26 protein-coding genes and 4 pseudogenes are annotated in these 26,399 nt (G+C 57.7%); 16 read left to right on the forward strand and 14 right to left on the reverse strand.

Annotated features, from left to right (window positions below; translation table 11 throughout):
* Window positions 1–4: 4 nt before the first annotated feature.
* Genes ACOYXH_RS18255 through ACOYXH_RS18265 form a run of 3 tightly spaced genes read right to left on the reverse strand, consistent with a single transcriptional unit; the run spans window position 5 to window position 2,824 of the window.
* Window positions 5–1,150 carry a M50 family metallopeptidase gene (locus ACOYXH_RS18255; protein ID WP_176471325.1) on the reverse strand — a complete coding sequence of 382 codons (1,146 nt, stop codon included), beginning with the start codon at window positions 1,148–1,150 and terminating at the stop codon, window positions 5–7.
* Window positions 1,147–2,064: a class I SAM-dependent methyltransferase gene (locus tag ACOYXH_RS18260; protein WP_256579885.1), complete on the reverse strand. Its 918-nt coding sequence runs from the start codon at window positions 2,062–2,064 to the stop codon at window positions 1,147–1,149. The genes ACOYXH_RS18255 and ACOYXH_RS18260 overlap by 4 nt, the downstream gene beginning before the upstream one ends.
* Before the next feature lie 13 nt (window positions 2,065–2,077).
* Window positions 2,078–2,824 carry a methyltransferase domain-containing protein gene (locus tag ACOYXH_RS18265; protein ID WP_256587276.1) on the reverse strand — a complete coding sequence of 249 codons (747 nt, stop codon included), beginning with the start codon at window positions 2,822–2,824 and terminating at the stop codon, window positions 2,078–2,080.
* Window positions 2,825–3,014: 190 nt separating this feature from the next.
* Between ACOYXH_RS18265 and ACOYXH_RS18270 the strand changes: the two are divergent.
* A pseudogene (locus ACOYXH_RS18270) lies at window positions 3,015–3,230 on the forward strand (HNH endonuclease); the annotation flags it as partial.
* A 250-nt stretch (window positions 3,231–3,480) separates the two neighbouring features.
* Window positions 3,481–4,470: a hypothetical protein gene (locus tag ACOYXH_RS18275; RefSeq protein ID WP_258708693.1), complete on the forward strand. Its 990-nt coding sequence runs from the start codon at window positions 3,481–3,483 to the stop codon at window positions 4,468–4,470.
* Between the two features lie 3 nt (window positions 4,471–4,473).
* Here ACOYXH_RS18275 and ACOYXH_RS18280 read toward each other — a convergent pair whose 3' ends face one another.
* The 4 genes from ACOYXH_RS18280 to ACOYXH_RS18295 all read right to left on the reverse strand — a co-directional run bounded on the left by ACOYXH_RS18280 (window position 4,474) and on the right by ACOYXH_RS18295 (window position 8,573).
* The gene (locus tag ACOYXH_RS18280; protein ID WP_258708694.1) at window positions 4,474–5,622 is read right to left on the reverse strand and encodes a hypothetical protein; all 1,149 of its coding nucleotides are present in this window, start codon (window positions 5,620–5,622) and stop codon (window positions 4,474–4,476) included.
* An 86-nt stretch (window positions 5,623–5,708) separates the two neighbouring features.
* Window positions 5,709–6,428: a DUF6933 domain-containing protein gene (locus ACOYXH_RS18285; protein WP_258708695.1), complete on the reverse strand. Its 720-nt coding sequence runs from the start codon at window positions 6,426–6,428 to the stop codon at window positions 5,709–5,711.
* Between the two features lie 94 nt (window positions 6,429–6,522).
* Entirely contained in the window at window positions 6,523–7,668 is a 1,146-nt protein-coding gene (locus ACOYXH_RS18290) for a hypothetical protein (RefSeq protein ID WP_258708696.1), read from the reverse strand.
* Between the two features lie 89 nt (window positions 7,669–7,757).
* The gene (locus tag ACOYXH_RS18295) at window positions 7,758–8,573 is read right to left on the reverse strand and encodes a sulfite exporter TauE/SafE family protein (protein WP_258708697.1); all 816 of its coding nucleotides are present in this window, start codon (window positions 8,571–8,573) and stop codon (window positions 7,758–7,760) included.
* Between the two features lie 112 nt (window positions 8,574–8,685).
* Between ACOYXH_RS18295 and ACOYXH_RS18300 the strand changes: the two genes are divergently transcribed.
* From ACOYXH_RS18300 to ACOYXH_RS18310, 3 genes are all read left to right on the forward strand, one after another.
* Entirely contained in the window at window positions 8,686–9,453 is a 768-nt protein-coding gene (locus ACOYXH_RS18300) for an AraC family transcriptional regulator (RefSeq protein ID WP_258708698.1), read from the forward strand.
* A 93-nt stretch (window positions 9,454–9,546) separates the two neighbouring features.
* On the forward strand, window positions 9,547–9,864 hold the full coding sequence (locus tag ACOYXH_RS18305) for a helix-turn-helix domain-containing protein (RefSeq protein ID WP_150693326.1): 318 nt from the start codon (window positions 9,547–9,549) through the stop codon (window positions 9,862–9,864).
* 10 nt (window positions 9,865–9,874) lie between these two features.
* Window positions 9,875–10,156 (forward strand): helix-turn-helix domain-containing protein, encoded by a 282-nt coding sequence (locus tag ACOYXH_RS18310; RefSeq protein WP_064387601.1) that lies wholly within the window; start codon window positions 9,875–9,877, stop codon window positions 10,154–10,156.
* 21 nt (window positions 10,157–10,177) lie between these two features.
* Here ACOYXH_RS18310 and ACOYXH_RS18315 read toward each other — a convergent pair whose 3' ends face one another.
* Window positions 10,178–11,233, reverse strand: a complete 1,056-nt coding sequence (locus ACOYXH_RS18315; RefSeq protein ID WP_258708699.1) for an MBL fold metallo-hydrolase — start codon at window positions 11,231–11,233, stop codon at window positions 10,178–10,180.
* Between the two features lie 216 nt (window positions 11,234–11,449).
* Here ACOYXH_RS18315 and ACOYXH_RS18320 point away from each other — a divergent pair, with 216 nt between their 5' ends.
* The 5 genes and pseudogenes from ACOYXH_RS18320 (at window position 11,450) to ACOYXH_RS18340 (ending at window position 15,485) form a co-directional block, all read left to right on the forward strand.
* Window positions 11,450–12,058, forward strand: a complete 609-nt coding sequence (locus ACOYXH_RS18320; protein WP_095048142.1) for a TetR/AcrR family transcriptional regulator — start codon at window positions 11,450–11,452, stop codon at window positions 12,056–12,058.
* 156 nt (window positions 12,059–12,214) lie between these two features.
* Complete coding sequence (locus ACOYXH_RS18325) at window positions 12,215–13,282, forward strand: diguanylate cyclase (protein ID WP_095048386.1); 1,068 nt, start codon at window positions 12,215–12,217, stop codon at window positions 13,280–13,282.
* A gap of 280 nt (window positions 13,283–13,562) precedes the next feature.
* Window positions 13,563–14,246 (forward strand): annotated as a pseudogene (locus ACOYXH_RS18330) (PAS domain-containing protein); the annotation flags it as partial.
* Between the two features lie 108 nt (window positions 14,247–14,354).
* Window positions 14,355–14,792: pseudogene (locus ACOYXH_RS18335) on the forward strand (methyl-accepting chemotaxis protein); the annotation flags it as partial.
* A gap of 159 nt (window positions 14,793–14,951) precedes the next feature.
* On the forward strand, window positions 14,952–15,485 hold the full coding sequence (locus ACOYXH_RS18340; RefSeq protein ID WP_095048144.1) for a DUF1003 domain-containing protein: 534 nt from the start codon (window positions 14,952–14,954) through the stop codon (window positions 15,483–15,485).
* Here ACOYXH_RS18340 and ACOYXH_RS18345 read toward each other — a convergent pair whose 3' ends face one another.
* Window positions 15,486–16,427 (reverse strand): LysR family transcriptional regulator, encoded by a 942-nt coding sequence (locus ACOYXH_RS18345; protein WP_460409857.1) that lies wholly within the window; start codon window positions 16,425–16,427, stop codon window positions 15,486–15,488.
* Window positions 16,428–16,442: 15 nt separating this feature from the next.
* Between ACOYXH_RS18345 and ACOYXH_RS18350 the strand changes: the two genes are divergently transcribed.
* Together ACOYXH_RS18350 and ACOYXH_RS18355 are read left to right on the forward strand one after the other, a co-directional pair.
* A complete protein-coding gene (locus ACOYXH_RS18350; protein ID WP_220556869.1) occupies window positions 16,443–17,147 on the forward strand; it encodes a CTP synthase C-terminal region-related (seleno)protein in 705 nt (234 codons plus the stop codon).
* Window positions 17,147–17,452, forward strand: a complete 306-nt coding sequence (locus ACOYXH_RS18355) for an antibiotic biosynthesis monooxygenase family protein (protein WP_095048147.1) — start codon at window positions 17,147–17,149, stop codon at window positions 17,450–17,452. The genes ACOYXH_RS18350 and ACOYXH_RS18355 overlap by 1 nt, the downstream gene beginning before the upstream one ends.
* 131 nt (window positions 17,453–17,583) lie before the next feature.
* Here ACOYXH_RS18355 and ACOYXH_RS18360 read toward each other — a convergent pair whose 3' ends face one another.
* The gene (locus ACOYXH_RS18360) at window positions 17,584–17,910 is read right to left on the reverse strand and encodes a DUF2025 family protein (RefSeq protein WP_460409858.1); all 327 of its coding nucleotides are present in this window, start codon (window positions 17,908–17,910) and stop codon (window positions 17,584–17,586) included.
* Between the two features lie 221 nt (window positions 17,911–18,131).
* Here ACOYXH_RS18360 and ACOYXH_RS18365 point away from each other — a divergent pair, with 221 nt between their 5' ends.
* Together ACOYXH_RS18365 and ACOYXH_RS18370 are read left to right on the forward strand one after the other, a co-directional pair.
* A complete protein-coding gene (locus ACOYXH_RS18365) occupies window positions 18,132–19,259 on the forward strand; it encodes a glycerophosphodiester phosphodiesterase (protein WP_095048149.1) in 1,128 nt (375 codons plus the stop codon).
* A gap of 161 nt (window positions 19,260–19,420) precedes the next feature.
* Window positions 19,421–19,726 (forward strand): PepSY domain-containing protein, encoded by a 306-nt coding sequence (locus ACOYXH_RS18370; RefSeq protein WP_194933667.1) that lies wholly within the window; start codon window positions 19,421–19,423, stop codon window positions 19,724–19,726.
* A 306-nt stretch (window positions 19,727–20,032) separates the two neighbouring features.
* Here the strand turns inward: ACOYXH_RS18370 and ACOYXH_RS18375 are convergent, their stop codons facing one another.
* The 3 genes and pseudogenes from ACOYXH_RS18375 to ACOYXH_RS18385 all read right to left on the reverse strand — a co-directional run.
* Window positions 20,033–20,476 carry a hypothetical protein gene (locus ACOYXH_RS18375; protein WP_095126168.1) on the reverse strand — a complete coding sequence of 148 codons (444 nt, stop codon included), beginning with the start codon at window positions 20,474–20,476 and terminating at the stop codon, window positions 20,033–20,035.
* Window positions 20,477–20,586: 110 nt separating this feature from the next.
* Complete coding sequence (locus ACOYXH_RS18380) at window positions 20,587–21,354, reverse strand: methyl-accepting chemotaxis protein (RefSeq protein WP_414927069.1); 768 nt, start codon at window positions 21,352–21,354, stop codon at window positions 20,587–20,589.
* 165 nt (window positions 21,355–21,519) lie between these two features.
* Window positions 21,520–22,209: pseudogene (locus ACOYXH_RS18385) on the reverse strand (methyl-accepting chemotaxis protein); the annotation flags it as partial.
* Window positions 22,210–22,486: 277 nt separating this feature from the next.
* Here ACOYXH_RS18385 and ACOYXH_RS18390 point away from each other — a divergent pair.
* Both ACOYXH_RS18390 and ACOYXH_RS18395 read left to right on the forward strand, forming a co-directional pair.
* Window positions 22,487–23,509 (forward strand): transporter, encoded by a 1,023-nt coding sequence (locus ACOYXH_RS18390; protein WP_007917764.1) that lies wholly within the window; start codon window positions 22,487–22,489, stop codon window positions 23,507–23,509.
* A 224-nt stretch (window positions 23,510–23,733) separates the two neighbouring features.
* A complete protein-coding gene (locus ACOYXH_RS18395; RefSeq protein ID WP_258708702.1) occupies window positions 23,734–25,347 on the forward strand; it encodes an inorganic phosphate transporter in 1,614 nt (537 codons plus the stop codon).
* 120 nt (window positions 25,348–25,467) lie between these two features.
* Here the strand turns inward: ACOYXH_RS18395 and ACOYXH_RS18400 are convergent, their stop codons facing one another.
* A complete protein-coding gene (locus ACOYXH_RS18400) occupies window positions 25,468–26,364 on the reverse strand; it encodes a LysR family transcriptional regulator (protein ID WP_095048154.1) in 897 nt (298 codons plus the stop codon).
* Window positions 26,365–26,399 lie beyond the last annotated feature (35 nt).

A 26,399-nucleotide genomic window follows, 5' to 3' on the forward strand; every position in this document is an offset into this window, starting at 1 on the left:
GTCCTTATGGGTGGTTGAAAAGGCGAATCAAGGTGGCTGCGGTGAAGCACCAGGCTATTACCCAGCCCAGGCAGGTCAACAGAAATGTACCCCAGTAGAGTCTGCGCAATGCAGGGGAAACCGTTTCCAGCGGCGCAGTACGCCAATGGCGCTTTACATGGTTGAAAGCACGCTGACGCAGGCGTGGCTGGCCGAGCACTTCGGTAATGGCCAGGTACGTGTCGCCATTGAAGATGGGCAGCAGCGTCGGTATCAGGGAAATGAACGAAGCCACGATCATCACGACAAAAAGAGCCGGTAAAACACCTTCGGTGTCACGAAACATTGCCCACAGGGCTATGCCCACGCCGGCATACAGAAGGCTAACCAAGGGTCCTGCCAGAATGGTGATCACCCGCTGGTTCAGTGGCAGCTGCGACCATTGCGTCTGCACCGGACGTACCCAGCCGGTGGCGAGCAACACGTAGATGCCGATTCCGAAATCGTTAACCTTGACCCCATAATGACGACAGGCCATCGCATGCCCCAGTTCATGAAGGGCGATGGACGTCAAAATGACCGGGAAGTGCCAGAGCAACCAGTGGTAACTGTGGATATACGTCTCGCCGACATCGGCCAGGAACGTGCCGAAGTGCATACCCAGATACACGAAGCTCGCCAGGGCCAATGCCAGCAGCGGCAAAATGAATATCGCGCGACAGCACCAGGGCGCCCACCGGTAAATATGATCGAGCAAAGGCTGCGGATCGGTTTTCACCAAATTAATCAGCAGATATTCTTTTAGCGGGCCGTAGGTGATACCCGTGGCGGGATCACGCAGATCCTTTTTATGAGCGGTTCGCTCGCTGCTCAGCAACTTCAGATTGAGTAGCTTGCGCTCGAACTGCGCGAGCTTCTCAGGGCTGACCTTTATTCGATGCTGCGCAAGGGCAGCGTCGGCAATGTCTTGCCGGCTTCGCTGGCCATCGAAGAGCAAAGCGAGTGAGTACTCGGCCTTGCCCAGTTCAAAGCCAATATCATTACGAGGGTCGTAGAGGTTGTAGCGCCCCGTCACCGAATCGGCAGGCGGCGAGGTCACGACCAGGTCATCCCTGAAGCAGGGATGGGCTTGGATGCTCGACTTTTCGAGAACGCAGGCCGAGGCACTCATGCGCGAGCTCGCAACGCGTGCAGGCTGGGCATGTAAGACTCCTGAAGTGCCTTGCGACCCTGGGCCTTAATGCTTTCGAGGCGTTCGGTGGCAGGCTGGGCACAGGCGCGGCCCAGCACGAACACCGCTCCCGGCCTGGTCGGCCCGCACACCGGTTCGTGGGTGGTCTGGATCGGTTCCCAACCATGCAGGCACATCAAGTACTCGATGCTACTGGCACTCAAGTAACGGCGATGGTTATGCGTCAGAAACCCTTGCTCGATGCCATAACCCAGCGCGCGCCCCTCAATCAACAACAATCCGTCCTCGGCACTGGCCTTCCGGCAAAGTTGCATGACCTGGTTGACATCATGAACATGTTCCAGCGAACCATTGATGATGATCAGGTTGTAATCACCACTAGGGCTCATATGCTCGGCGCCCACCAGATCGATATCCAGGCCGATTTTTTTGCCGTATTCCACATAGGCGCGGTCGGGGTCGTTGCCTCTGACAGTCCATCCCCGTTTAGCGAAGGGAATCATCAAGCCGCCGGCGGAACAACCGACGTCAAGCAGTTTGCCTTTGGCGGGCAGCACATCGTGCAAGTACCGACACAGGTGTTCGCCACGGCGGACCTGGTCTAGAAAGAAGGCGCGCTCCGGCTCCGTATTGCCAAACAGGGTCAGGCGGTAGAATTTGTCGTAGTAGGCGTTGTAAAAGGCTTCATCGAAGCGGTACTGCTGGAAAATATGCCCGCAATCCTGGCAGCCGAGTACAGGCAATGCCACGACCTGATCACCAGGACCTTGGACACTTTCCAGTAAAACCCAATGTGCTTTGGAACTGCACAATTCACAGTTCATTTTCTGCGCGCAAAACTTTCCAGGCATTTGCAAAACTTGCAAATACTGTTGCTCTATAGTTGTACTCACGATGACATCCCGGTCACTTGATGCAGAAGAAACCTTCAAAGCATATGTACTTGAATATACTGGTTATATCCTTAAAGCCGGCGCGAGATAACATATCCATATTGCCAGCCGTGGAAAAAGGTTCAAGTACGCCTTTCAAACTTCTTGTCTTCGCCAGGATTTCATCGGCGTTATAACCCTGGTCGCGTTTATAATCTACATACAGGCTACTGAGGATGTCTTGAAAGCGCGCATCCGGGCCGCGTACTTTTTCAAACATGATAAAAGCACCGCCCCAGTTCAACGATTCGTAGATACGATCAAACAAGGCTTGGCGAATACGCGGGTGCACGAACTGAATAGTGTAGTACGCAACTATCAGATCGCTTTTTTCATAAGGAAAGGTCAGGATGTCATCGGTAACGAAGCTGACATTGTGCTGCGGCGATGCGCTCAGAAGCTCATTTGCCTTGCGGGTCATGGCGTCTTCCACATCAATGCCCACCCACTTTGCCGAGGCGCAATGACGCTGTGCGAGTTGTCGGGTAAGGGTGCCGGTAGAACTACCCAGCTCGTAACAGGTGCTGTCGCTCTTTACAAAAAAGTCACTGAGCGACAGCACGATATCGTGCCCGTCCTTATATTTAGGTACGGATTTCGATACATGGGAGTCAAAGTGTTGCGGGGTCGTGCCTCCGAAACTCCATGAGGCATTACTGGACTCTACGCCGTCACCGACGGTTTCGTAGAGAGTGGCAGGCGAAGTCATTAGGGAAGACATGTATGTCACATCCTTGTCCGATAACATGGGAGCACTTTAGTGCAACGAGATTCCTTTCTGCTCGACCAGAGAATATCCAGTCTTAATTAATGTGTCATCATTTTTCTGTGGAAAATAATTATTTCATGCGCACCAAACAGGTGCATGAAAACTGACCCAGGAATGTTTGAAGTGCACGCCGTTTTTTGAGTGCGAAGGCTGTGGCGAACCTGCTCCATTTGAGAAGGATGGGAAGCCGTTTCTGGAAGTGCATCACGTTAAGCATATGTCGCAAAAGGGTTCGGACCTTGAGACGAATGTTGTGGCGTTGTGTCCCAACTGTCACCAACGTTGCCACCATTCGGACGACAGAGAGGCTTTCACTGCTTGGCTGTATGACAACGTTGGAAGACTCGAAAAGGAATAATCGCGGTTTATCTGACTAACCCTATTTGTTGTTCTTGAGTCTGCTTCGCACCCCAGCGGAAGCAAGCTCCCTTGCCACAAGGTGGTGCATGGTCTGCAGTGGCGGTGTGGGGATTGAAATCTTGTTGAAGCCTAGAATCGCCAGCAGGCTGCCTCCCACAAATTCCGCATCATCCTGAAAACAATCAGTGCAACCCGCGCCGCCTCCCGCTATTAATACCCCTCCCCCACTCAAGGATCCGAGCCCCACCATGAAATTCGATCTCGCCTACTGCCTCGGCCTCGACGACAAGTTGTCGATCTATGACGTTCGCGATCTCAATTTCGATGAGACGGTGGCGTTTGACTCCGCGAAGGAGCACTTCCAGTGCCCCAACGATGCGTGTCGTTCGGCGTTCGAGGCTTCCAACGAGTTGGGCACGTTCAACGCCAAGAATGTGAATTACGTGCGCACGCCGCACTTCAAGAATCTGCCCACTACCCAGCATGTAGCGGGTTGTCCGTATGTGAGTTTGAAGGTTTCAGCGTCTGGCGTTGAAACGGCGGATGGCGAGGTGGATGACGGGCGTGAGGAACACTTCCCATCAGAGTTGCTGCTCACCCGGCGTGAGTATGTGCGCAAGCCTGTCGCGCCACCGGGGGCGGCGGATGTGTTGCGCGATGATCCGGTGCGGGGGGTGGCGGACACTGGTAAAGAGTCGGCGAGTCGTGAGTCGGCACCGGACAAGACCAGTGTGTTTGCGCACCCGGTGGAGTGCTTTGTTTCGAACTTCGCGGACAAGGAGCTGCTTAAGCGCATGCCGTTGAAGGTCGGCGAGCATACGGCGCCGTACAGTTCGTTCTTCAAGAAGATTGAGTATCTGACGGACAACAAGGGGCTGATTTACTGGGGGCGAATCAAGAAGATTGAGGACTTCCACAGTGGTGCCAGTTTCCGGATCGATTTCGAGGACAAGGTCTGGTTCAAGAAGCCCGAGGACAGTAAGAAGAAGCCGTACCCGGTCAGTGTTTATCTGAACAAGAAGCTGATCGACAACTACCGCAAGCGCAAGGCGTTTCTGGAGGAGATCAAGCACGCGGCGGATAGCGACAAGGCGTTGTTCTGTTTCTTCTATGGGGTGACGCCGGAGTTGAAGCAGGTGCCCGGCAAGAAGAACCCCGAAAAGCCTTTCGAGGTCTTCAATGCCAATATCGAGAACCTGGATCACTTCATTATTCGTGAAGCGCCGGGTTTGGAGTGACGGTTAGCCCTGGGGTAGTTGCAGGTTGACGGCGCCGGGGTGTTGTTTGACGACGGAGTACGGCAGGATCGACCACTCTGGTTCATCGCAAACACGTTGTATGCGCGGGAAGTACGGTCCGAGGTAAATGCCCTTGGCAGTGAAGTGCCAATTCAAAACGCTCCAGACATTTTCATCGGTGTAATCACAGCTGTCCTCATCACCGTCGGCTGGTTTTTTCATTTCGTTGGAATACAGCGTTGTGAATTGTTTGATCAACCACGGCGCCAACACATCGCTCTGATTGCTGGCGTTTGCTCCAGTCGAAGTATTCTCGCGCTCGCCAACCCACAAGACGTCTTGCAGCTTTATGTCTTGGCCAGTGTGAACATTGAGGTTGACGGGGGAGTTACTGACATCGGGGTGCGCGCCACCACAGTCATACCCGGTATTGATGTTCAGACTGACCACGTCCGGTGACAGGAACGTGGGCGCGACACTCTGATACTGCTCGGCATTTTCGCCACCCTGCAGCATGCAGGCGTGGTAGCTGATGACCTCTCGCCAGAGTCGCTCAAGCAATAGCTGATTGATGCGTAGTTGATCTTGCGCCGGGTAGCCGGACGCGACGCTGAACAGTGAAATTTTCGACTCAGGTTCTACCCACCACTGCAGGTTATAACCCATGAAGTTTTCTGTTTTCGCGGGCTTGAGCTTTAGCCCCTGTAAACGCAAATACTCGTAGGGTTCGCTCTTCGGCAGTGTGGCAATGAAAGGCAAAGTCGTTGATGTCGGCGCTGGAAGTTTGGCTTCGGCCAGTTTTACAGGCAACTTCTTGCCCTGCGGACTTTGCCACTCGCCTTGCCAGCCTTCGGCAATGGGTTTCAGTTTCAGCGTCGGCAGCGGCTTGTCATCACCGTAACGATTGTTGCCCTCGGTCAAGGTCAGTGTGCTGTCCTGCAATGCGCCGCTGAGAGGCAAATCGCGATGATATTTCTCGTAGAAATACCGCCCAGTCACTTCATCCGGCTGTGTGGTATTGAGCTCCACGACAATCGGCGTTTTACCCAGCGTACCGGTAAATACGCGCCGCCCATCTTCAGCATGGGCAGTGGAGATCAGTGAGAACAGCACAGCGGCGCACGGTGCCAGGCGCATCAGTCCCTTGAGCATGAATCAATCCTTGAAGGAGTCGGAGGTCGCGTCGGCACACAGGCGCCGACGCTGAAAAATACGCTGCGGATTATGGCGGGGGCGGCTTAACTATTCGAGTTTTCTTGCTCGTACTTTTCAAGCCAGGCTTCGTGCTCCAGCGCCGCAATTTCCCGAGCCATTTGTTGGCGACGCTCCTTGGCAGCATGAAGCTGGACGTCATCAAGAAAGCAGTAATGACGCAGCCAGTGAAGCGCCATTTCCTCATCCGGAAAGTAGTAAGACTTGGCGCCCTTGCTGTTCCTGGGCGTGTCATTCATTTGCTCGTCAAATACCATCGCTGTGATTTCATCCGGTGGCAAAGATCCCGTATGGGCGACCTTGTCTTGGAAATTCCATGCAATCTCATCAATGTGTTTTTGCGCGCTGCGATGGCTACGCCGATAGAACCGTTGATGCTCACAAGTCTGTTTCAGCCGCGCCAACATCAACTCTGGGTTAAGCCACTGCCCGAGGTCATGATGATGGGCGTTGATCACTATCCCCTTGACCCAACGATCCACAAATCGATCAACAAAGTCTTCTGTGTCAGCCTTTTTCGCATCAGCGAAAATCAGGCAATAGCGGGTCTGGACGTGAATGACCAGCAACACATGCTTGCGTTGTACCGTTATCGCGTGCACCAGCCACTGCTCATCAGCGCCGCTCAGCTCATCATCTTCAATGATTGCGGATGGCGGTTTAGCATCCACTGGCGTGATCTTTTTGCCCTTGTGGACACGGCTGAAGAATTTGCTGGCGGCTTCGGTGCAGTTAAAGATCAGCATGCTAGGCCCCATGTGATTTCTACAGAAAAGAAACATATTCTTGCGAACACGCTGACTGATTCCAACCCCCTTCGACGCACTAATCCAGTTTTACTCAGGGCAATTGCAATGGAACGCCGCCGGGGTGCTGTTTGATCAGGTCATAAGGCAGCACGCCCCATTCGACGTATCCGCACACGGCGGCGACATGTGGATACGACGGCGTGACGGTGATGCCGTTTGCGCTGAAGTACCACGATGGGAATGCCCAAGGTTCTTGCTCGTCGTACCCGCATTCGTTTTCGCCTTCCGCAACGACGGTCATTTCCCTGGAATAAAGCTTTAGTAGCTGCGCGACGAGCCAGGGTGAGAATTCTTTGGAGCGGTAGTTGTAATAGTCAGCGGAGGACACAGTAGAGGCGCCTTCCAATCCCTCCACATAATGAAAGGGCTTGCCCTGCCCCACCCACAGAACATCCTCAAGGGTCAGCAACTTCCCTGTTTGCGCATCAAAGTTGAGCGATTCATTGTTCTGATCCGGATAGGCACCGCCACAATAATATTCGGTAGAAATGCGCGCACTCATCACCGAAGACGACAACCATAGCGGCTGACTGGATTGCGAGTAACTCCCCGCACAGCTGAAGTGTGCGTCTACCTCGCCCCACAAGCGTGCCATTAAATATTGATTGATGCGCTCCCGCGCTTGCGGCGAATAACCCGATACCACTTCAAACAGCGAAGCCCCCGACTTCGCCTCGCTCCACCATTGCAGCGTGTAGCCCATCAAGGTTTCGGTTTTGCCTTTTACAAGTTGCAGACCCTGCAACCGTAGGTACTCGTACGGGTTCTTGTCATGCAGTTCGGTGAAATACGGCAAGGCACCAACGGGAACATCGGGGAGCTTGGCGGGCTGTAATTCGACCTTCAGGATCTTCCCATCCGGGTTGCTCCATTCGCCGCTCCAGCCGTCGAGTTTTGGCTGCAAGCGCAGAGTCGGGCGCGAATGGCCATCCATCGCCGCGCCTTCGGCCATCACCAGCGCATCGTCTTCTTTGCTGATGTCCAGCGCCAAGTCTTTTCGGTATTTTTTGTAGAAGTAACGACCCTCGCTGTAGCGAGTGTCGATTTCCACAACGATCGCGGCTTTGCCCAGGGTGCCGGCGTACACCTGTTTGTTGTCTTCGGCCCATATCGGGGTTGAGAGCACTAAACCGGCGAGCATCAACATGCCGGAGATTCGCAACAGTCCGCGATACATCTTTCATCCTTGAGTGACTGGGCTTTTGCCCATGAGAAAACGTTGCGGATTATGTCGAGGTTGCGCGGGGGAATCGAGCGCCGTCGCGCTCAGCTCAAACACATGCTGATCATCACGATCAGCAACAGCCCGATGTACACGCGCGCATGCACCCGATCCGGGATCCGCCCAATCCATGGCGCGGCCAATCGAATCCCGATGAGCGAGCCAACCGTCAGCAGCGCAAACGCCAGCAAATCCACATACCCGACAAACCAAGCGCCCAAGTCAGCCTGACTGAACCCGGCCAACGCCATGTACGTCAGCGTCCCGGCCAATGCCACCGGCACACTCAACGGATTGGCCATGGACGTCGCTTGCGACATGCTCAATCCACAACGGCGCAACAACGGCACGGTCATGACGCTGCCTCCTACACCGAGAAACGTCGCGATGGCGCCAATGCCTACACCACCTGCGGAAGTTTCCGTAGCGCCAAGTCGGCGTGGGATGACGTCTGCGTTTTGCGTGAGGAATCCGCGTCGTAACAGGCAATCGACGATAGTCACGCCGAGGTAGCCGATGAACGCGTAGCGAATCACGTCGCCGCTGACCCACACCGCCGCTATTGCGCCAACGACCGCACCCATCCCGATAAACCCACCCAGCGGCCACAGGTAATGACGGATGAGGTTGCCGGCGCGGCGATGTTTGTCGGTGGCGATCAGGGCGTTGACGATCATCACGCAGGTCGAAGTGGCGACAGCGATGTGCATCGCCGATTGGCCGATCGGGTCATCGGCACCGTGGCTGGCGGTGAGCAGGCGATACAGCAGCGGCACCACGACGAAGCCGCCGCCGAAGCCGAACAGCACGGCGGTAATGCCGGTCAGGCAGCCGAAGAGGGTCAGCAATAAATAGAACATGTCGAGGCGTCCGTTGTGGGAGAGCGGTCGACGATAGAGCGGCAGCGCTTGGCCTGCTTCAGTAAGTCAGCCAATAATGTTTGCGTTTACGCCAACCACCGGGAAACGCCTGATGCGCAATGTTTCGATCAATCTGCTGGATGACACACCGCGCGCGGTGGTGGCGATCGGTACGGATTATTCCCACGGTCACTTGTTGCCCTTTCACACGCATCGCCGGGCGCAATTGTTGTACGGCGCGACCGGTGTGATGCAGGTCAGCACCCATGACGGCAATTGGGTGGTGCCGCCGCAACGTGCGGTTTGGATTCCGCCGGGGGTGGCGCATGAGGTGATGATGCTCGGCGTCAGCACTCGCAGTGTGTATATCGAGCCAGGCGCAGTGGATTTGGGCGAGCGCTGCCAGGTGATCAGTGTGTCGCCGTTGATGCGGCATTTGTTGATGGAGGCGGTGGAAGTGCCGCCGACCTATGACTTGGGCGGACGCGACGGCGTGTTGATCGATCTGTTGCTGCATGAATTGACGCGCAGTGCGCCGCTGCCGTTGCACATTCCGCTGCCGACTGACGGAAAGCTCCTCTCTCTGTGTCAGAACTTTCTGCATCAGCCGTACGCCCATCAATCTCCACAGCAGTGGGCCGAGCAGTTACACATAAGCTTGCGCACCTTCAACAGGATGTTTCGGCAACAGACCGGATTGAGCTTCAGGCAATGGCGGCAGCAGGCCTGCGTGGTTCTGGCGCTGGCACGCTTGGCCTCGGGTGAAGCGGTGACACGAATCGCGCTGGACTTCGGTTATGAGAGCCCGGCAGCGTTCTCGACAATGTTCCGGCGCATCCTCGGGCAGGCACCGTCCGTCTGGTTGGAGGCGGCGAATTAGGGCAAATCAAAAAATGCGTTTGATCCCGGCCGAAAACAACTGTACAAAAACACAGTACATTTTCAATCAGCACTCTTGAGCCCGGAGCACACCATGGCCTCTCTTGCGATGAACCACATCCTCGAACGCATTGCCCTTTTCCAGTTCACCCCGACGCACTGCGTCCAGGCCCGAGCGATGCTGGGCTGGAGCGTGGACCAGCTATCGCGGGAGGCAGAGGTTTCGGTTGAAGACATTCAACGGTTTGAAGCGCAGCAGGACGTAGCGGATGCGGCGCGATTGGCGCTGGCTTACCGGTTCGAGGCGCAGGGGCTGGTGTTCTTTCCAGGGTTTGCACCGGGGCGTAGTGCGAGTGTTCAGGGCGTGTCGTCGGAAGCGATGGGGCGTGGGGATTTTGCGATGGCTGAGTAAGGATAAAAACATGAGCGAGATCGAAGAAAGCACAGGCAATGTTTATCAAGATTTAGAGCTTGAGCATGCAGGCGAGATGCTGCTCAAGTCCGAGTACGCGACCAAATTGATCTCGCTCATCGAGTCCACCGACATAAGCGAATCTGAAGCCGCACAAAGACTGGGAATACCTCTGGAGAACCTGCAGCAATTACTTCGTGGAAAATTTCGAGAAGTGTCGGTTACTACTATGGCTGATTACAGCCGTAAGATTTCAGGGCTTGTTTCTGGAGCAACCGGTTCGCCCCCTTAGGCGCGAACCGTCTTCATCTGATCAGGCGTTCTGCACCACACCCTCACTCTCCCCTTCAACCGCCAACCACCACGCCTCCCCGCGTTGCGGTTGAGCGATGTTAAACGCCTCACCCATCTGCGGCGTGGTAATGGAAATACTGCGTTCCCACGCCAGTGCCAGAATCCGGTCAAACGGTTCGTGCCAGGCGTGCATGGCCAGGTCGAAGGTGCCGTTGTGGATCGGGAAGAGCCAGCGGCCCTTGAGGTCGATGTGCGCTTGCAGGGTTTCTTCGGGCTGCATGTGCACGTGCGGCCATTCGACGTTGTAGGCGCCGGTTTCCATCAGGGTCAGGTCGAAGGGGCCGTACTGTTCGCCGATGCGTTTGAAGCCATCGAAGTAGCCGCTGTCGCCGCTGAAGAAGATCCGCGTGTCGCCGTCGATCATCACCCAGGACGCCCACAGGGAGCTGTTGCCATCGAACAGGCCACGGCCGGAAAAATGCTGCGACGGTGTAGCAACGAAACGGATGCCGGCAATCTCGGCGCCCTGCCACCAATCGTACTGGCGGACTTTGCTGGCTTCGATGCCCCATTTGATCAGCGTGTCGCCGACGCCCAGTGGCGTCAGGAACAGGTTGGTCTTGGCAGCCAGTCTGAGCACGGCCTGGTAATCGAGGTGGTCGTAGTGGTTATGCGACAGAATCACCGCTTCGATCGGCGGCAATTGGTCGATGCTGATCGGCGGCTGGTGGAAGCGTTTCGGCCCGGCCCACTGCACTGGTGATGCACGCTCGGCGAAGACCGGGTCGGTGATGAAGAATTTGTCGCGCAGTTTCAGCAACAAGGTCGAGTGACCGAGGCGATAGACGCTGTGATTGGGCGCTGCCAGCAGCTCTTCCCGAGTCAATGCTTGCACCGGGATCGGCGCAGCGGGCCGGGTGTTGCGCGGTTTGTGGAAAATCATGTTCCACATGATCCGCAGCATTTTGCGCAGGCCTTCGCGTTGCACCGGCGCATGGTTACGAAACAGGCCTTGAGCCTGTCGAGAGGCTTCAGGCGTGGATGTTTTATCCGGGATAGAAACAGGATTGGCCATGACTGAATGACTCCAGAAAAACCGCGCAATTCGCGGTTTCTCCACGGTTGGGACGATAAATGGCCAAGCTGCACGCATAGGCCGAACTGTCTGCTTTTTAGGTTGCGAGGATTAACGCAACATTACACTGCTCGGTGTAGTTTCTAGGTTGCATCAAAGCGGATGACAAGTAAACTGCCAAGTGTAATTTCATCTTTTCTTTGCCGAAGCGTACTTATGACAGCTCCACAGCGCCTCACCGACCGTAAACGCGAAGCCATTATTCAAGCGGCGATTGCCGAATTCCGTGCCAACGGTTTTGAGATCACCAGCATGGACAAGATTGCCGCCACGGCCGGTGTGTCGAAGCGTACGGTGTATAACCACTTCCCCAGCAAAGAAGAGCTGTTCGCCGAAATTCTCAACCAGTTGTGGGCACGAATCAGCGCAGAGCAATCCGTCGTCTATAACCGCGATCAGCCCTTGCGCGAGCAATTACGGCAGATGCTCCAGGCCAAAATGCAGTTGATGGCTGACGAGAATTTCCTGACCCTGGCCCGTGTGGCAATTGCCGCCACCATTCACTCACCGGAGCGCGCGCAGAACATGGTCGAGCGCATGGGCAAGCGCGAGGAAGGTCTGACCGTGTGGATTCGCGCCGCGCAGGCTGACGGCCGACTGAAACCGGTCGATCCGGAATTCGCCGCACAGCAAGTACAAGGCTTGCTCAAGACCTTTGCTTTCTGGCCACAGATGTCGATGGGCCGTGCCGCCCTCGATGTCGATATGCAGAACAGCGTCGCCGAATCGGCGCTGCAGATGTTTCTGGCCCACTATCAGCTCTAAATCGCCCCTCTCCTGCGCGAACCATCGACTAAATGGCTCGGAAGGACACTGATTATTCCCGTTGGAATAAATGACAATGTCCGACAATCGACCGACGAACGGTTAGCCTGAGAAAATACTGCAAAGTATTTCAGGATGAATTTCGCGCAGGGCATCATGGAAAACCAACGCGGCAAAGGCTTGTCATTCGCCAGACGTATTTATCTGCCCAGAGCCATTGGCTTGGGCGTGGGATTCTTCAGCGTCGCTGCGGCGTTGTATCCGCTGACCATGCCCGACTGGCTGTGGGCGCTGTTGTTGTTTAACGGTTTCGCCTGGCCGCACTTGGCTTACCAGATCTCCACGCGCTCGGCATTCCCGTATCAGGCTGAACGCCGCAATTTGTTATACGACTCGATGTTCGGCGGTTTCTGGGCGGCGTGCTTTCAGTTCAACCCGCTGACCACCGTGACCATCCTGTCGATGATGACCATGAACAACGTCGCCGCCGGCGGCCAACGTCTGTTCGTGTTCGGCGCCCTCGCGCAACTCGCCGGTGTACTGCTGGGCTGGGCGATTTTCGGTGTTAAATTCAGCCTGACGATGACCCAAATGCAAGTCTGGGCCTGCCTGCCGATGCTCACCCTGTATCCGCTCGCGCTGGGCATGGTGTGTTATCACCTGGCGATCAAACTCTCCCAACACAAGCGCGCACTGAGTGCCCTGAGCCGCACCGACAGCCTCACCGGCCTGCTCAATCACGGGGCCTGGAAAGACCTGCTGCACCTGAAATTTCAGCAGTGCCGCCAACACAACACCCAAGCCACGCTGGCGTTGATCGACATCGACCATTTCAAGGAGATCAACGACAGCTTCGGGCACATCGTCGGCGATGAAGTGCTTCAGCAATTGAGTCAGGAGCTCAAACGCCTGCTGGACCAGTACGAATTGGCCGGGCGCTACGGCGGTGACGAGTTCTGCGTGATCCTGCCGACACTGCCCCTGCACAAGGCCGAAGCCCTGATGGAGCAATTGCGCGAGGCATTGCAGCAGTATCGTCATCCGCAGGTGCCAGAGTTGCGAGTGGGCCTGAGTATCGGTTTGGCGCGCTATCAATCCTTGTACAAGGATGCACTGGACTGGCTGGACGATGCCGACAAAGCGCTCTACATCGCTAAACACACGGGCCGCAACACCATCAGTGTGGCCTTGACCAGGACCGCGACTGACAACGCCGACGCCTAAAAAGTTATACAAAATTACAAATAATTACTCTCTTGTACAAGTTTATGAAGTTTTGTATAAGTAGCCATCTGCCAGCCAAGGAATACTGGCATTGAGCAGTCATTGCCGAATGCCGTCCGCGCATTCGGTCTGCCGGCGCGGAAATAGGGACTGAATCCTCGATCTTCCCCACTTCCTGAGTACTGCGAACATGTTCTTTAATCGCCACAAAGCCGTCGTCGACGATCTTCAGCGCACCCTCACCGAACAAGCCGGCTTGCTCGAAGCGATCAATCGCTCGATGGCGGTCATCGAGTTCGACCTCGATGGCGTGGTGCTGCGCGCCAACGACAACTTTCTCAAGACCATGGGTTACACCGCCGAACAAGCGATCGGTCAGCCCCATCGACGTTTTTGCACACCGGAGTTCGGGCGCAGTGCTCAATACACGGATTTGTGGTCACGCCTGAAAAACGGCCAGTTTCAGTCCGGTACGTTTGAGCGGGTCGACGGCAAGGGCCAGCCGATCTGGCTGGAAGCCAGTTATAACCCGATCAAAGATGCCTCGGGACGGGTGGTGAAAGTGGTCAAGTACGCCATGGACGTGACCGCCAAGGTGCAGCGGGAAAGTGAGGCCAATGCCAAGTTACAGGCGATCGACCGGGCAATGGCGGTCATCGAATTCAACCTCGACGGCAGTATTCTCACGGCCAATCAGAATTTTCTGACGCGCATGGGTTACACCCTCGCCGAGCTGAAAGGCAAACATCACCGTTTGTTCTGCACGCCGGCACTGGTCAACAGCAGCGCCTATGAGGATTTCTGGCGGCGCTTGAATCAGGGCGAATTGTTCCAGGGGCAGTTCGAACGCGTGGATAAACGCGGGCAAACAGTCTGGCTCGAAGCCAATTACAACCCGGTTTATGACGCTGCCGGGCGCTTGTGCAAAGTGGTGAAATTCGCCTCCGATGTGACCGCGCGCGTCGAGCAACACGAACAGGACGCACGCAGTGCCAGCGCGGCTTATCACATCTCGGTAGCGACGCGAAAAGTCGCCGAGCAAGGTACGCAGGTGATCCAGCAAGCCGCCAGCGAAATGCGCGAAATCGCCGAAGACATTGCCGAGTCTTCAACGCTGATTGCACAACTGGGGGAACGCTCCGAGCAGATCACCGCCATCGTCAACACCATCCGCTCGATTGCCGACCAGACCAACCTGCTGGCCCTCAACGCTGCAATTGAAGCGGCGCGCGCCGGTGAACAGGGCCGCGGGTTTGCCGTGGTTGCCGACGAGGTGCGCCTGCTGGCGGGGCGTACCAGCGGCTCGACGGCGGAGATATCCACCATGATCGGTTTGATCCAGAGCGAAACCCGTCAGGCCATCAAGAGCATGGAAGGCACCCGTGGCCGTGCGGCTGAAGGCGTCGAGTTGGCGAATCAGGCGGGGACGGTGATTCTGCAGATTCGTGATGGTGCCAGTGAGGCGGTGGATGCGGTGAGCATGTTTGCCAATGAACGGGTGCCGGGGTAATCGATGCAGGGTCAGTAGACCGAGGCGCGACCTTCGCGAGCAGGCTCGCTCCCACAGGGAAATGTAATCCAATATGGGAGCGAGCCTGCTCGCGAAAGGGCCATGAGCCGCGATGCAGGACTATAGTGAGCTTCAGTCTCAAGTCCTGCCGAGTGCACCATGACCACTGAAAAACCCGCATTGCCTGAAACAGCTCCCGTCGACCACCTGCGCTTCCACCGCCCCCACGCCCACCTCAACACCACCTTCGGCAACGACAAGTTTGCCCTGCGCGCCGAGGCTTTCGCGCGGTTCTTCGGCACGCCGCTGTTTCTCGGGGCGCAAACCGTGATCGTCGCGGTGTGGATCGGCCTCAACGTGTCGGGCGTGACGCAATTCGACGTTTACCCGTTCATCCTGCTCAACCTCGCGTTCAGCCTCCAGGCCGCCTATGCCGCACCGCTGATTCTGCTGGCACAAACCCGTCAGGCCGCGCGCGACAAGGCACAAGCCGATGCCGATGCGCTACACCGTGAAGCGTTGGCACAGGCCAATACCGAGCGTCAGGCCCAAGCGGCGAAGAACACCGCGCAACTGCTTGAGCTGCTGGAGCAGAACACCCGCCTCACCGAGATGACCAAAAACCTCACCGAACGCATCGCCAGCCTGACCAGCGAGCTGCACGATCATATGCGCCAGAACCCGCAGCGCTGATCACGGCAAACGCAGCGCACGCCCAAGTTCATCGAACAACGTCACCACCGAACGCAAGGCTCGGCAATCCGCGCGGGTCAGCAACCATAACGCAGTGTCGTAACCGTGCAGCGGCTCGCTCAACGCCTGCAAACCGTCGATGATCAGAAAGTCCGGTAACGCCGCCACACCGAGGCCCGCACGAACCAGCTCTGTCACCGACAACATGCTGTTGCAGCGATACCCCGGAGTGACGCCGGGCAAGTGCTGGCGACGCCAGGCGACAGTCGGATGATCGGGCAAAAAGTCATCCGGGGCGATCCAGGTCAACGTCGTCAGATCCGAAGCATCGACATTTTGCAGATAGCGCGAACTGGCGCAGACCCGGTAGGAAATCTTCGCCAGTTGCCGTCCGACCAGATGCTCGGGCGGTGTCCGCGTCAGGCGCAGAGCAATGTCGGCATCACGGCGACTGAGGTTGGCGAAGTCGTTGGAGGTGCTCAGTTCAAGGGTCAGCGCCGGATAATTGGGCATGAACTGCGCCAGCGCCGGCAGCAGCAAACCCTGCAACACCGAATCGGTGCAGGTCAGGCGCACCGTGCCGCTGACCACTTCGCCGCCCTGCTCCACGCCGATACGTGCGGCTTCCAATGCCTGTTCGGCGCGTTCAGCTTGCTCGGCCAGCGTCTGCGCGAGGTTCGTCGGCAGGTAACCGGCGCGGCTTTTTTCGAACAATTGCTGACCGAGTGCGGCTTCGAGACGGCGCACGGCGCGAAACACCGTCGACACGTCGACCTTCAATAGCTGCGAAGCACGGACCAGGGAGCCGCCACGCACCAAGGCTAGAATCAGGGCGAGATCGGGGTAGTCGAGCTGATAGTGCGTCACTGCATTAATCACTTGTGGAAACGCCCATATTGAGTGCGTGAACGCCAATCTATAGTGAGCGCCATCAATCAACAAGCGCAGGGAACTCCCATGGAAAACAGCGCCGTCCGTATCGCCCTGATTGGCGATTACGACCCGCAAGTCACCGCCCACCAAGCCATTCCCGTCGCCCTCGGTCTGGTCGCCGAACACCTCAATCGCAACGTGCAATTCGAATGGCTGGCCACCGAGCAGATCCACGCCGATACACCACTCGGCGATTTCGACGGTTTCTGGTGCGTACCGGCCAGCCCCTACAAAAGTGAAGAAGGCGCACTGCGAGCGATCCGTTTTGCCCGCGAACAGCAGCGCCCTTTCCTCGGCACCTGCGGCGGCTTTCAGCATGCCGTGCTGGAATTTTCCCGCAACGTGTTGGGCTGGGTGGATGCGGAACATGGTGAAACATCACCCGACTCAGAACGCGCGGTACTCACGCCGTTGACATGTTCGCTGGTCGAAGCGGTGGACAGCATTCACTTGGTGCCCGGATCGTTGATCGCCAAGGCGTACGAAACGTCTGAGATTCGTGAAGGTTATCGCTGCCGCTTCGGTGTGAATCCGCTGTTCGAACGGCAACTGTTGAACGATCGGCTACAAGCTGTCGGTCATGATTCGTCAGGGGATTTGCGCGCGATTGAACTTAAGGATCAGCGGTTCTTTGTCGCCACGCTATTTCAACCGGAACGTGCGGCGCTCAAAGGGTTGATGCCGCCGCTGGTGCGCGCGTTTGTCGAAGCTTGTGCGGAGGCACGTTGATGGCTTCCTGCTTTGCGGTGATTTTTACCTCGACTCGAACCGAGGGTGACAACGGCTATGCCGAGGCCGCTGAGCGCATGGCTGAGCTGGTCAGTGAGCAGCCGGGGTTTCTTGGGGTGGAGTCAGTCAGAGGCGCGGATGGCGTCGGGATTACGGTGTCGTATTGGCAGAGCGAAGCGGCGATTCTGGCGTGGCGGCAGAACCCGGAGCATCGGGTGATTCAGGAGCGTGGGCGCTCGGAATGGTATTCGGCGTTTCATACGCGGGTGTGCAAAGTCGAACGCGAGTATCGGTTCAGCCTGTGATGTTGGTGGTGAACTCACCGGCCTCATCGCTGGCAAGCCAGCTCCCACAGGTTATGCGCTGTTCTGAAGATCACACCGTATTTGTGGGAGCTGGCTTGCCAGCGACGGGGCCGGTACAGCCACTAAAAATATCAGCCGCGCACCAGACTGCGCACCGCCTCAATCTCCGGCACCTCAACCTTGCTCATATACACCCGCAACGGCTCGGTGATGTTGATCCGCTCGTCGATGTTCTGATCCAGCAATAGCTGAATCAACTCGCGCTTAAGGGTCATGGTCTGCGCCGTCGCCGGCGCCCAGACGAATTCATTCACAGGAATAATGCCGTCATCCGCCACGTCCATGCCGAACGAATCTTCGCTGAAACGCACGATGTATTGACCGGTCTTGCGGTTGAGGCCGACAAACCCCTTGAGATCGTCGGCAGCCTGGCAGATGAGTTGGGAGGTGATGCGCATGGTAAACCTCACGAAAAATGATCGATGGTTTACACGCAGGGCAACGGAGCGGCGCGCCCTCTGCCGGGACGTCTGCCGAGGGCAAGCGTACTGCAAACCGCGCCACAAAAGTGCAGGAAAAATCGCTTTTAATACGTTTATGTCGGTCCTGCGATAGCACGCAATCGATTCAGTTGTTAAAAGGTAGGTCTTTGAAAATGCCCTGCGAAAGGAACTCGAACATGCCCGCCACTTTCACCAAAAGCGCCCTGGTTCTGAGCCTGCTGCTCGGCCTCGGTCAGGCGCACGCCGCCAGCCACGCTGATCCCGACGCCGTTGCTGCGGCCCACGGCATCCCGCACCCAGCGGTGATCGCTCACCGTGGCGCGTCCTTCGATGCACCGGAATCCACCGCAGCGTCCTACAAACTGGCCCGCGACCTGGGCGCCGATTACCTGGAAATGGACCTGCAGCGCAGCAAGGACGGCGTGCTGTTCGCCCTGCACGACGACAACCTGCAACGCACCACCGACGTCGCCAGCAAGTTTCCGGAGCGCAAGGACGCCTCGGCCACCGCGTTCACCATGGCCGAACTGAAAACCCTCGACGCTGGCAGCTGGTTCAACGCCAAGTACCCCGATCGCGCGCGCCCTTCCTACGCCGGGCTGAAAATTCTGACCCTCGATGAAATCATCGACATCGCCCAGGCCAACCCGCAACACAAGCCGGGCCTGTACATCGAGACCAAAGAGCCGCAGCTGTTTCCCGGGATCGAGAAAGACCTCAAGGAAAAACTCCAGGATCGTGGCTGGCTGAGCCCGGCCGGTTCGAAGCTGGCGAAAAGCGCACTGGGTGTGGGTCAGGGTAAAGGCAAGGTGATCCTGCAGACGTTCGAGAAGAACAGCCTCGCCCTGCTGGAAAAAGAAATGCCGCAAGTGCCGAAGATCCTCCTGCTATGGGTTGGCGAAGGCAGCATCGAGCCAAAATCGAAAGTGACCTTTGCCGAGTCTGGCGAGAAAGACAAAAACGTTTTCTACGGCAAACAAGAGCCGAAGTCCGAAGCCGAATTCAAGCAATGGGTGGATTACGCCAAGGCCCAAGGTGCCATCGGTACCGGCCCGTCGGCGAAGCTGACCAAGGGCGGCGACCAGAGCTATTCGGATCTGGTGCAACCGTGGATGAACCAGTACACCCATGATCAAGGCCTGCTGGTGCACGTCTACACCGTCGATGAGCCGGTGGACTTCGACAAAGTCATGGCGGCCGGTGTCGACGGCATCTTCACCAACCGCGCCAGCGAATTGTTGAAGTTCTACAAACGCCCGGCGGCTGGCACGGTTGATCAGGTGTTGAAGAACAACGGCTTCTGATCTGAAATCGAGGCGCCTTCATCCCGGGCAAGCCACGCTCCCACAGGTTCTGTGCCGGTGCATGGCTTGCCCGTTTTGTTTGGGTGCAGGGTTTTAAGGGTGAGTTAAGTTGCGCTGGTTAACCTGAGGCCACTTAAACGAGTCACCCAAGGAATGAACCGATGAAAACTTTGACTGCCCTGTTTACCGCCGCTGCCCTGACCCTCACTGCTGGCGTGGCCCTGGCTGATGTCCGCGTCGACCAGATCCCGCAACTGGTCAAGGAAGGCAAGATCAAGTCGCTGGAATCGATGAATGCCGAAGCGCTGAAACTGCATCCGGGTGCAACTATTACTGACACTGACCTGGATAACCACTTCAACGGTTATGAGTATGAAGTTGAATTGAAAACTGCTGATGGCAAAGAGTTCGATGTGGACTTTGATGCGACCACTGGCAAGGTGTTGAGCAACAAGCAAGACACTTGATTGAACGCACCACCAAAAGCCGCACGATTGAAAGATCGTGCGGCTTTTTTTGTGTTCGGCTTTTTTGATGTGTTGTCAGTGAAATTTTCTCCCCCTCACCCCAGCCCTCTCCCCCAAGGGGGCGATGGGGGAAGGGAGCAGATCGGGGACTTTTCAATGCCTGAGTTCGACTCGCAATCTTGAAGCCGATCAGGAAAACAACAAGAACCTGAGTGCGCCTCGAAATCTCAGGTCGGCGTAGCTCGAACAGTCACCGCGGTCAGTTCCCTCTCCCTTGGGAGAGGGCTAGGGTGAGGGGAAAAGGCATCACACCGAGGTGCTGACCAACGCCCCCGAAGTGCTCGAGTCGGAATCCTGCAACGCCTGCAACAGCGAGGCGGTGGCGGTGGACAGGGAGGCCGAGGTGGCGGTGATCTGCGCTTGTGCGGCGGCTACTTCGGCGGTTTTGGCATCCGAACTTTCCTGCTTCGCCTGGGCCGCTTGCAGCGCTTGCTGCTCCTCCTGCAATTGCTTCTGCAACTCGGCAATCTGCTTGCGCAGTTCTTTCACCGAATCCGATTCTTCACTGCTGGAATCGCTGTCACCCGCGGGTGCCGCACCACCGCCCGCAGCCACTTTGCTGGTGTCCGCTTTCACGCCAGTGCTGGCGGCTGCCGTGGTCGAGGTATCGTCACCAACGTCGCTGATTGCGGTTTTACTGGTGGGTGTCGTGACGGTCTGATTGATCGAAACTGAAGTAATGCTGACCATGGAAAGGCTCCAATGCCGGTTATAGATAACCGGTCATCGACCACGGCTGCTTCAATTTGAGATCGACTGTGTACCGACTCGGTATCCGAACCGGTACACAGGCATTGGCGTCAGGCACTCAGACGCGCGGTGACTTCGTTCAGCTCCCCCGACAGACTATGCAGGTTCTGACTGGCGCTTTCGGTGCGCTGCACGTTGTCGAGGTTGGTGCTGGCGATCGAGGTGATCTCGGTGAGGTTGCGCGAGATGTCCTCGGCCACCGAGGTCTGCTCTTCGGCGGCGGTAGCAATCTGACGGTTCATGTCGCGGATCGCTTCCACCGCGTGGGTGATGCGCTCTAGCATCGCGCCGGCCTGGGTCACCTGCTCGACGCTTTCATCACTGCGCGTCTGGCCGCTGTCGATGGCTTGCGCCGCGTCCACCGCGCCGGTCTGCACGCTCTGGATGATCTGGTTGATCTCGATGATCGACTCGGCGGTGCGTTGTGCGAGGTTGCGCACTTCATCGGCGACCACGGCAAAACCACGCCCGGCCTCACCGGCGCGCGCCGCTTCGATGGCCGCGTTCAAGGCCAGCAGGTTGGTCTGTTCGGCGATGCCGCGAATCACTTCCAGCACTTTGCCGATGCGGCCGCTGTCGGCTTCCAGACGACGGATCACCGTGGCGGTATTGGCGATTTCGCCGCGCATCTGGGTGATCGAATGGATGGTGCTCTGCATGACCTTTTCACCCTGCTGGGCGGACTGGTCGGCATCGTCGGCCGCACGCGCAGCATCAGCGGCGTGACGTGCGACTTCTTGCGCGGTGGCGGACATTTCGTTCATCGCCGTGGCCACTTGATCGGTGCGATTGAATTGTTCGTTGGTGCCGCCGGCCATGGTCGTGGCGATCGCATTCAACTCGCCACTGGCGCTATCCAGATCGCTGGCGCTGCGTTGCAAACGGGTGAAGGTTTCGGCGAGGAAATCGCGCAAGATGTTGGCGGCGGCGGCGAGGTTGCCCAGCTCATCCTGGCGGTCGCTGACCACGCGCTCGGCGAGTTTGCCGCGACTCAACTGAGTGACGTAATCGATGAGTTTGCGGATCGGTTCGACCAGGTTGCGGTTGACCAGCCACAGGCTCAGCGGGCCGATCAGCAGGCCCGATGCGAGCATCACCAACAGCCCCAGCCACACGGTGCGATCGGCGTCAGCACTGATCAGCGCCGATTGCGCGGTGCCCTGTTTGCGCAGTTCGGCAACCAGTTCACTCATCTGGTCGCTGGCGGCACGGTCGACACCTTTGACCGCGCTGTCGCCCGCCGTCGGATCGCCACCAGCCGCTACGTAGGCATCGCGGCCCTTCTGGTAGGCAGCGCCGAGCAGACGATGTTCTTCACGCAGACGTTCGATGCGGTTTTTCAGGCTCGGCTCGATGCCTTTCTGGCTGGCCAGTTCACCGAGGATGTTCTGCACATCGCGCTGACGATCCTCGAACTGACCCCAATATTTGGCCAGATCCGCCGGCTGCTTGCCGCGCAGCAGAACGTTTTTCCATTCCTGCACCTGCACCTTGAATTGCAGGTTGGCCTCGTCGATCAATTGCGAAGTGTGCAAGGGACCGGCGATCAACTGGCTGTAACTCTGCACGCCGTTGGAGAGGAAATGAAAACAGGCTAGGGCAATCAACAGCACCGCCAGCAGGCTGCCGCTCAGCAGGGCGAGAATTTGCGCTCTCAGGGATTTTTGCAGCATCGAAAGATACTCAGGACAAGGATGAGGCACGCCCGGTAAGGCGTAAAATTTTGCCGGACATCCCTGTCGGCACGCCTTGGCTCATGGCCAAGCGCGCGCAACGTAACCCAAGTGTGATCGGCACGCCAGAGCGCCTCTTGAAGAAAATCCGACCATCGGTAAGTCGCTGATTTGACGTCACTTTGCCGTCACATAAACGTCATGTGACATTGCGATGATGCGGCTCAGTGAACCTGCCATTTGCACAACCGACGCACCCTCCTCGCAGCGAGCCTTCATGAACCACAGCCTCGATATCAGCCATCGCGATCCCGATCTGTTTGGCCTGCTCTACGGCTATCGCTTCCTGCCCGGTGAACGTGGCCGCGAAGTCGATTCCGCCACGGCGTTGCGCTGTTTGCAGGACGACAGCGACAGTGGCGAATTTCTTTGGCTGCACCTCAATCTGGCGCACGCGGCGTGCGAGCGCTGGATGAAAAGTCATCTGCAATTGCCCGAAGAGTTTTTCGAGGCGTTGCATGAAGGCTCGCGGTCGACGCGCATCGAGCATGTCGACTCGGCGTTGCTGGCGGTGGTCAACGATGTCGTGTTCAACCTCAGCAGCATGGTCTCCTCGGACGTGTCGACGCTGTGGGTCTGTGTGCGCAGCAAACTGATCGTCAGTGCGCGTCTGCAACCGCTGCACTCGGTGGATAAATTGCGCTCGTCGGTGAAAGCCGGCGAGCGCTTTCGTTCGCCATCGGAATTGCTCGTGCATCTGCTGCGCGATCAGGGTGAAGTGCTAACGCAGATTGTGCGCAAGACCAGCATGAGCGTCGATCAGGTCGAGGACGAATTGCTCTCCTCCCGGCTGTCGACCAACCGTGCCGAACTCGGTGCCAATCGCCGCGTGTTGGTGCGTTTGCAACGGCTGCTGGCGCTGGAGCCGGGCTCGTTGCTGCGTCTGCTCAACCGGCCGCCGCCCTGGTTGCAAAAGGAAGACGTCAAGGAGTTGCGCAAATCCACCGAGGAGTTTGCGCTGATCATCAACGACCTCACCGCCCTTGGCGAGCGGATCAAACTGTTGCAGGAAGAGATCGCCGCCAACCTCAACGAACAGAGCAACCGCACGCTGTTCACCCTGACCGTGGTGACGGTACTGGCGCTGCCGATCAACATCATTGCCGGTTTTTTCGGGATGAATGTGGGTGGGGTGCCGTTGTCGCAAGATCCGGAAGGGTTCTGGATTTTGGTTGCACTGGTGGCGACGTTTACCGTGATTGCCGGGCGTTGGGCGTTTCGCAAACGCGGGGATTACTGACGCCTGAACGCTCGTTCCCACGCTCTGCGTGGTAATGCATCAAGTGACGCTCTGCGTCACAGGGACGCGGAGCGTCCCGGGCGTCATTCCCACGCAGAGCGTGGGAACGAGCAGAAGACCGACGGTGGGGCTAATCAGCCAAACACTGACATGGCGCAGTCTCTCTGTAACATTCTGCAACGATCATGGGCGACATTCCTTCCCTCGCTCAGGATTGTCCTGCCATGGCTACTCCCTCCCTGACCGCCAGCCCCGCGTCCGCCCACAGTGGCAGGCCAGCCCTCGACAAGAAAACCGGCCCGTTTACCTACGTGATCTTTTTCGCCGTGTTGGCGATGGGAATGCTGTTCACCGCTTACAGCCTGATGCACGACATGCACGAACTCGGCACGGTAGTCACCACGTGGACGCCGTTCCTGCTGCTTGGCGTGGCGCTGCTGATTGCCCTGGGTTTCGAGTTCGTCAACGGTTTCCACGACACCGCCAACGCCGTCGCGACGGTGATCTACACCCACTCGTTGCCGCCGAATGTCGCGGTGGTCTGGTCGGGGTTCTTCAACTTTCTCGGCGTGTTGCTTTCGAGCGGCGCGGTGGCGTTCGGCATCATCGCGTTGCTGCCGGTGGAGTTGATTCTGCAGGTCGGTTCGTCTGCCGGTTTCTCGATGATTTTCGCCCTGCTGATCGCGGCGATCCTGTGGAACCTCGGCACCTGGTGGCTGGGCTTGCCGGCGTCGTCTTCGCACACGCTGATCGGTTCGATCATCGGCGTCGGCGTGGCCAACGCCTTGATGCACGGCCGTGACGGCACCAGCGGTGTCGATTGGGCGCAGGCGACCAAGATTGGTTACGCCTTGCTGCTCTCGCCGCTGGTAGGTTTCGGTTGCGCGGCGCTGTTGCTGCTGGCGCTGCGTGCGTTCGTGAAGAATCGCGCGCTGTACAAGGCCCCTAAAGGCAACACCCCGCCGCCGTGGTGGATTCGCGGTTTGCTGATTCTGACCTGCACCGGCGTGTCCTTCGCCCACGGCTCCAATGACGGCCAGAAAGGCATGGGCCTGATCATGCTGATTCTGGTCGGCACATTGCCGATGGCCTACGCCTTGAACCGCACCATGCCCGAAGAACAATCGCTGCAGTTTGCCGCCGTGGCGCAAGTCACCCAGCAGGCGCTGGTGAAAAGTGCACCGCTGCCGACGCCCGCCGATCCGCGTGCGGTGCTCTCCGATTATGTGCGCAGCAAGGACGCCACGCCGCAACTGATCCCCGCCCTCGCCGCCCTCACTGGGCACATCGGTGAAGAAGTCAAAGGCTACGGTTCACTGGCGAAAGTCCCGGCCGAAGCCATGGGTAACGTGCGTAACGACATGTACCTGGCCAGCGAAAGCATTCGCCTGATGGACAAAAACAGGGTCGGCAATTTCGACGCCGACACCAGCGGCAAACTGCAACTGTTCAAGCAACAGATCGACAACGCCACGCGGTTTATTCCGCTGTGGGTGAAGATCGCCGTGGCCATCGCGCTGGGGCTGGGCACCATGGTCGGTTGGAAGCGGATTGTGGTGACGGTCGGCGAGAAGATCGGCAAGACGCACCTGACCTATGCCCAGGGCGCCTCGGCGGAAACCGTGGCGATGTTGACCATTGGCGCGGCGGACATGTTTGGTTTGCCCGTTTCGACGACCCATGTGTTGTCTTCGGGGGTGGCCGGGACCATGGTCGCCAACGGTGGCGGGTTGCAGATGAGGACCATCCGCAATCTGTTGATGGCGTGGGTGCTGACACTCCCCGCCGCCATTCTGCTGTCAGGCAGCCTGTACTGGCTGTTCACCCAGATCTTCTGACCGACGAAGATCCCCTGTAGGAGTGAGCCTGCTCGCGATAGCGGTGTGTCAGTCAACATTGATTAAACTGACACACCGCTATCGCGAGCAGGCTCACTCCTACAGTTTTGGTGTTCAGGTTCAGAGCGCGGAGCGAATCAGATCGCCAAGCCAATCCATGAACACGCGCACTCGCAAAGGTAAGTGTCGCTGCCTGGCATAGAGCAATGAAATCCCCATCGCCGGCGCGGTGAATTGCGGCAATACGGTCACCAGTTCGCCGTTTTCCAGATGCGGCTGCATACCGGTGCGCGGCACCTGCGTCAGACCAAAACCGCCCAGGCACGCCGACTCGTAAGCGTCAGTGCTGTTGACCGTAATGCTGCCAGCCATCGGCAAGCGTTTAACCTGACCGCCCTCCTCGTACACAAAACCTTCCGAACGCGAACCCAATACGCCGACGTAATGCACCAGCCGATGCTGCGCGAGATCTTCCAGGGTTTGCGGCACGCCGTAGCGCTCGAGGTACGCGGGGCTGGCGCAGTTGACCATCTGGAAGTCGCCGAGGTGCCTCGCGACCACCGACTGATCCGGTTGCGCGCCGATGCGCACCACGCAATCGAAGCCTTCGCTGAGCAGATCAACCCGGCGATCGGTGCTGCTGATTTCCAGTTCCAGGTTCGGGTGACGCTCCATGAACTGCGGCAGGCGCGGCATGATCAGACGCCGCGCGAGAATGTTCGGCATGTCCACCCGAATGCGCCCGGTCAGCGACGCCTCATCCTGGCGGAACAAGCCCTCGATCTCGTCCATGTGCGAGAGCAGATCCTTGCTGCGCTCGTACAACACCAGGCCGTCCTGCGTCGCCTGCACCTTGCGCGTGGTGCGTTGCAGCAGACGCGTGCCGAGCAGGGTTTCCAGCGCTTGCACATGTTCGGACACGGTCGAGCGCGGCAAGCCAAGGCTCTCGCCCGCGAGGGTAAAACTCGACAGTTCGCTGACCCGGACGAAGGTGCGCAGCAGTTCCAGTTTGTTCATGGGCCACCTATTGATTGTTCGGTTTAACCGATCAG

It is taken from the genome of Pseudomonas sp. Mb7 (assembly GCF_054790525.1).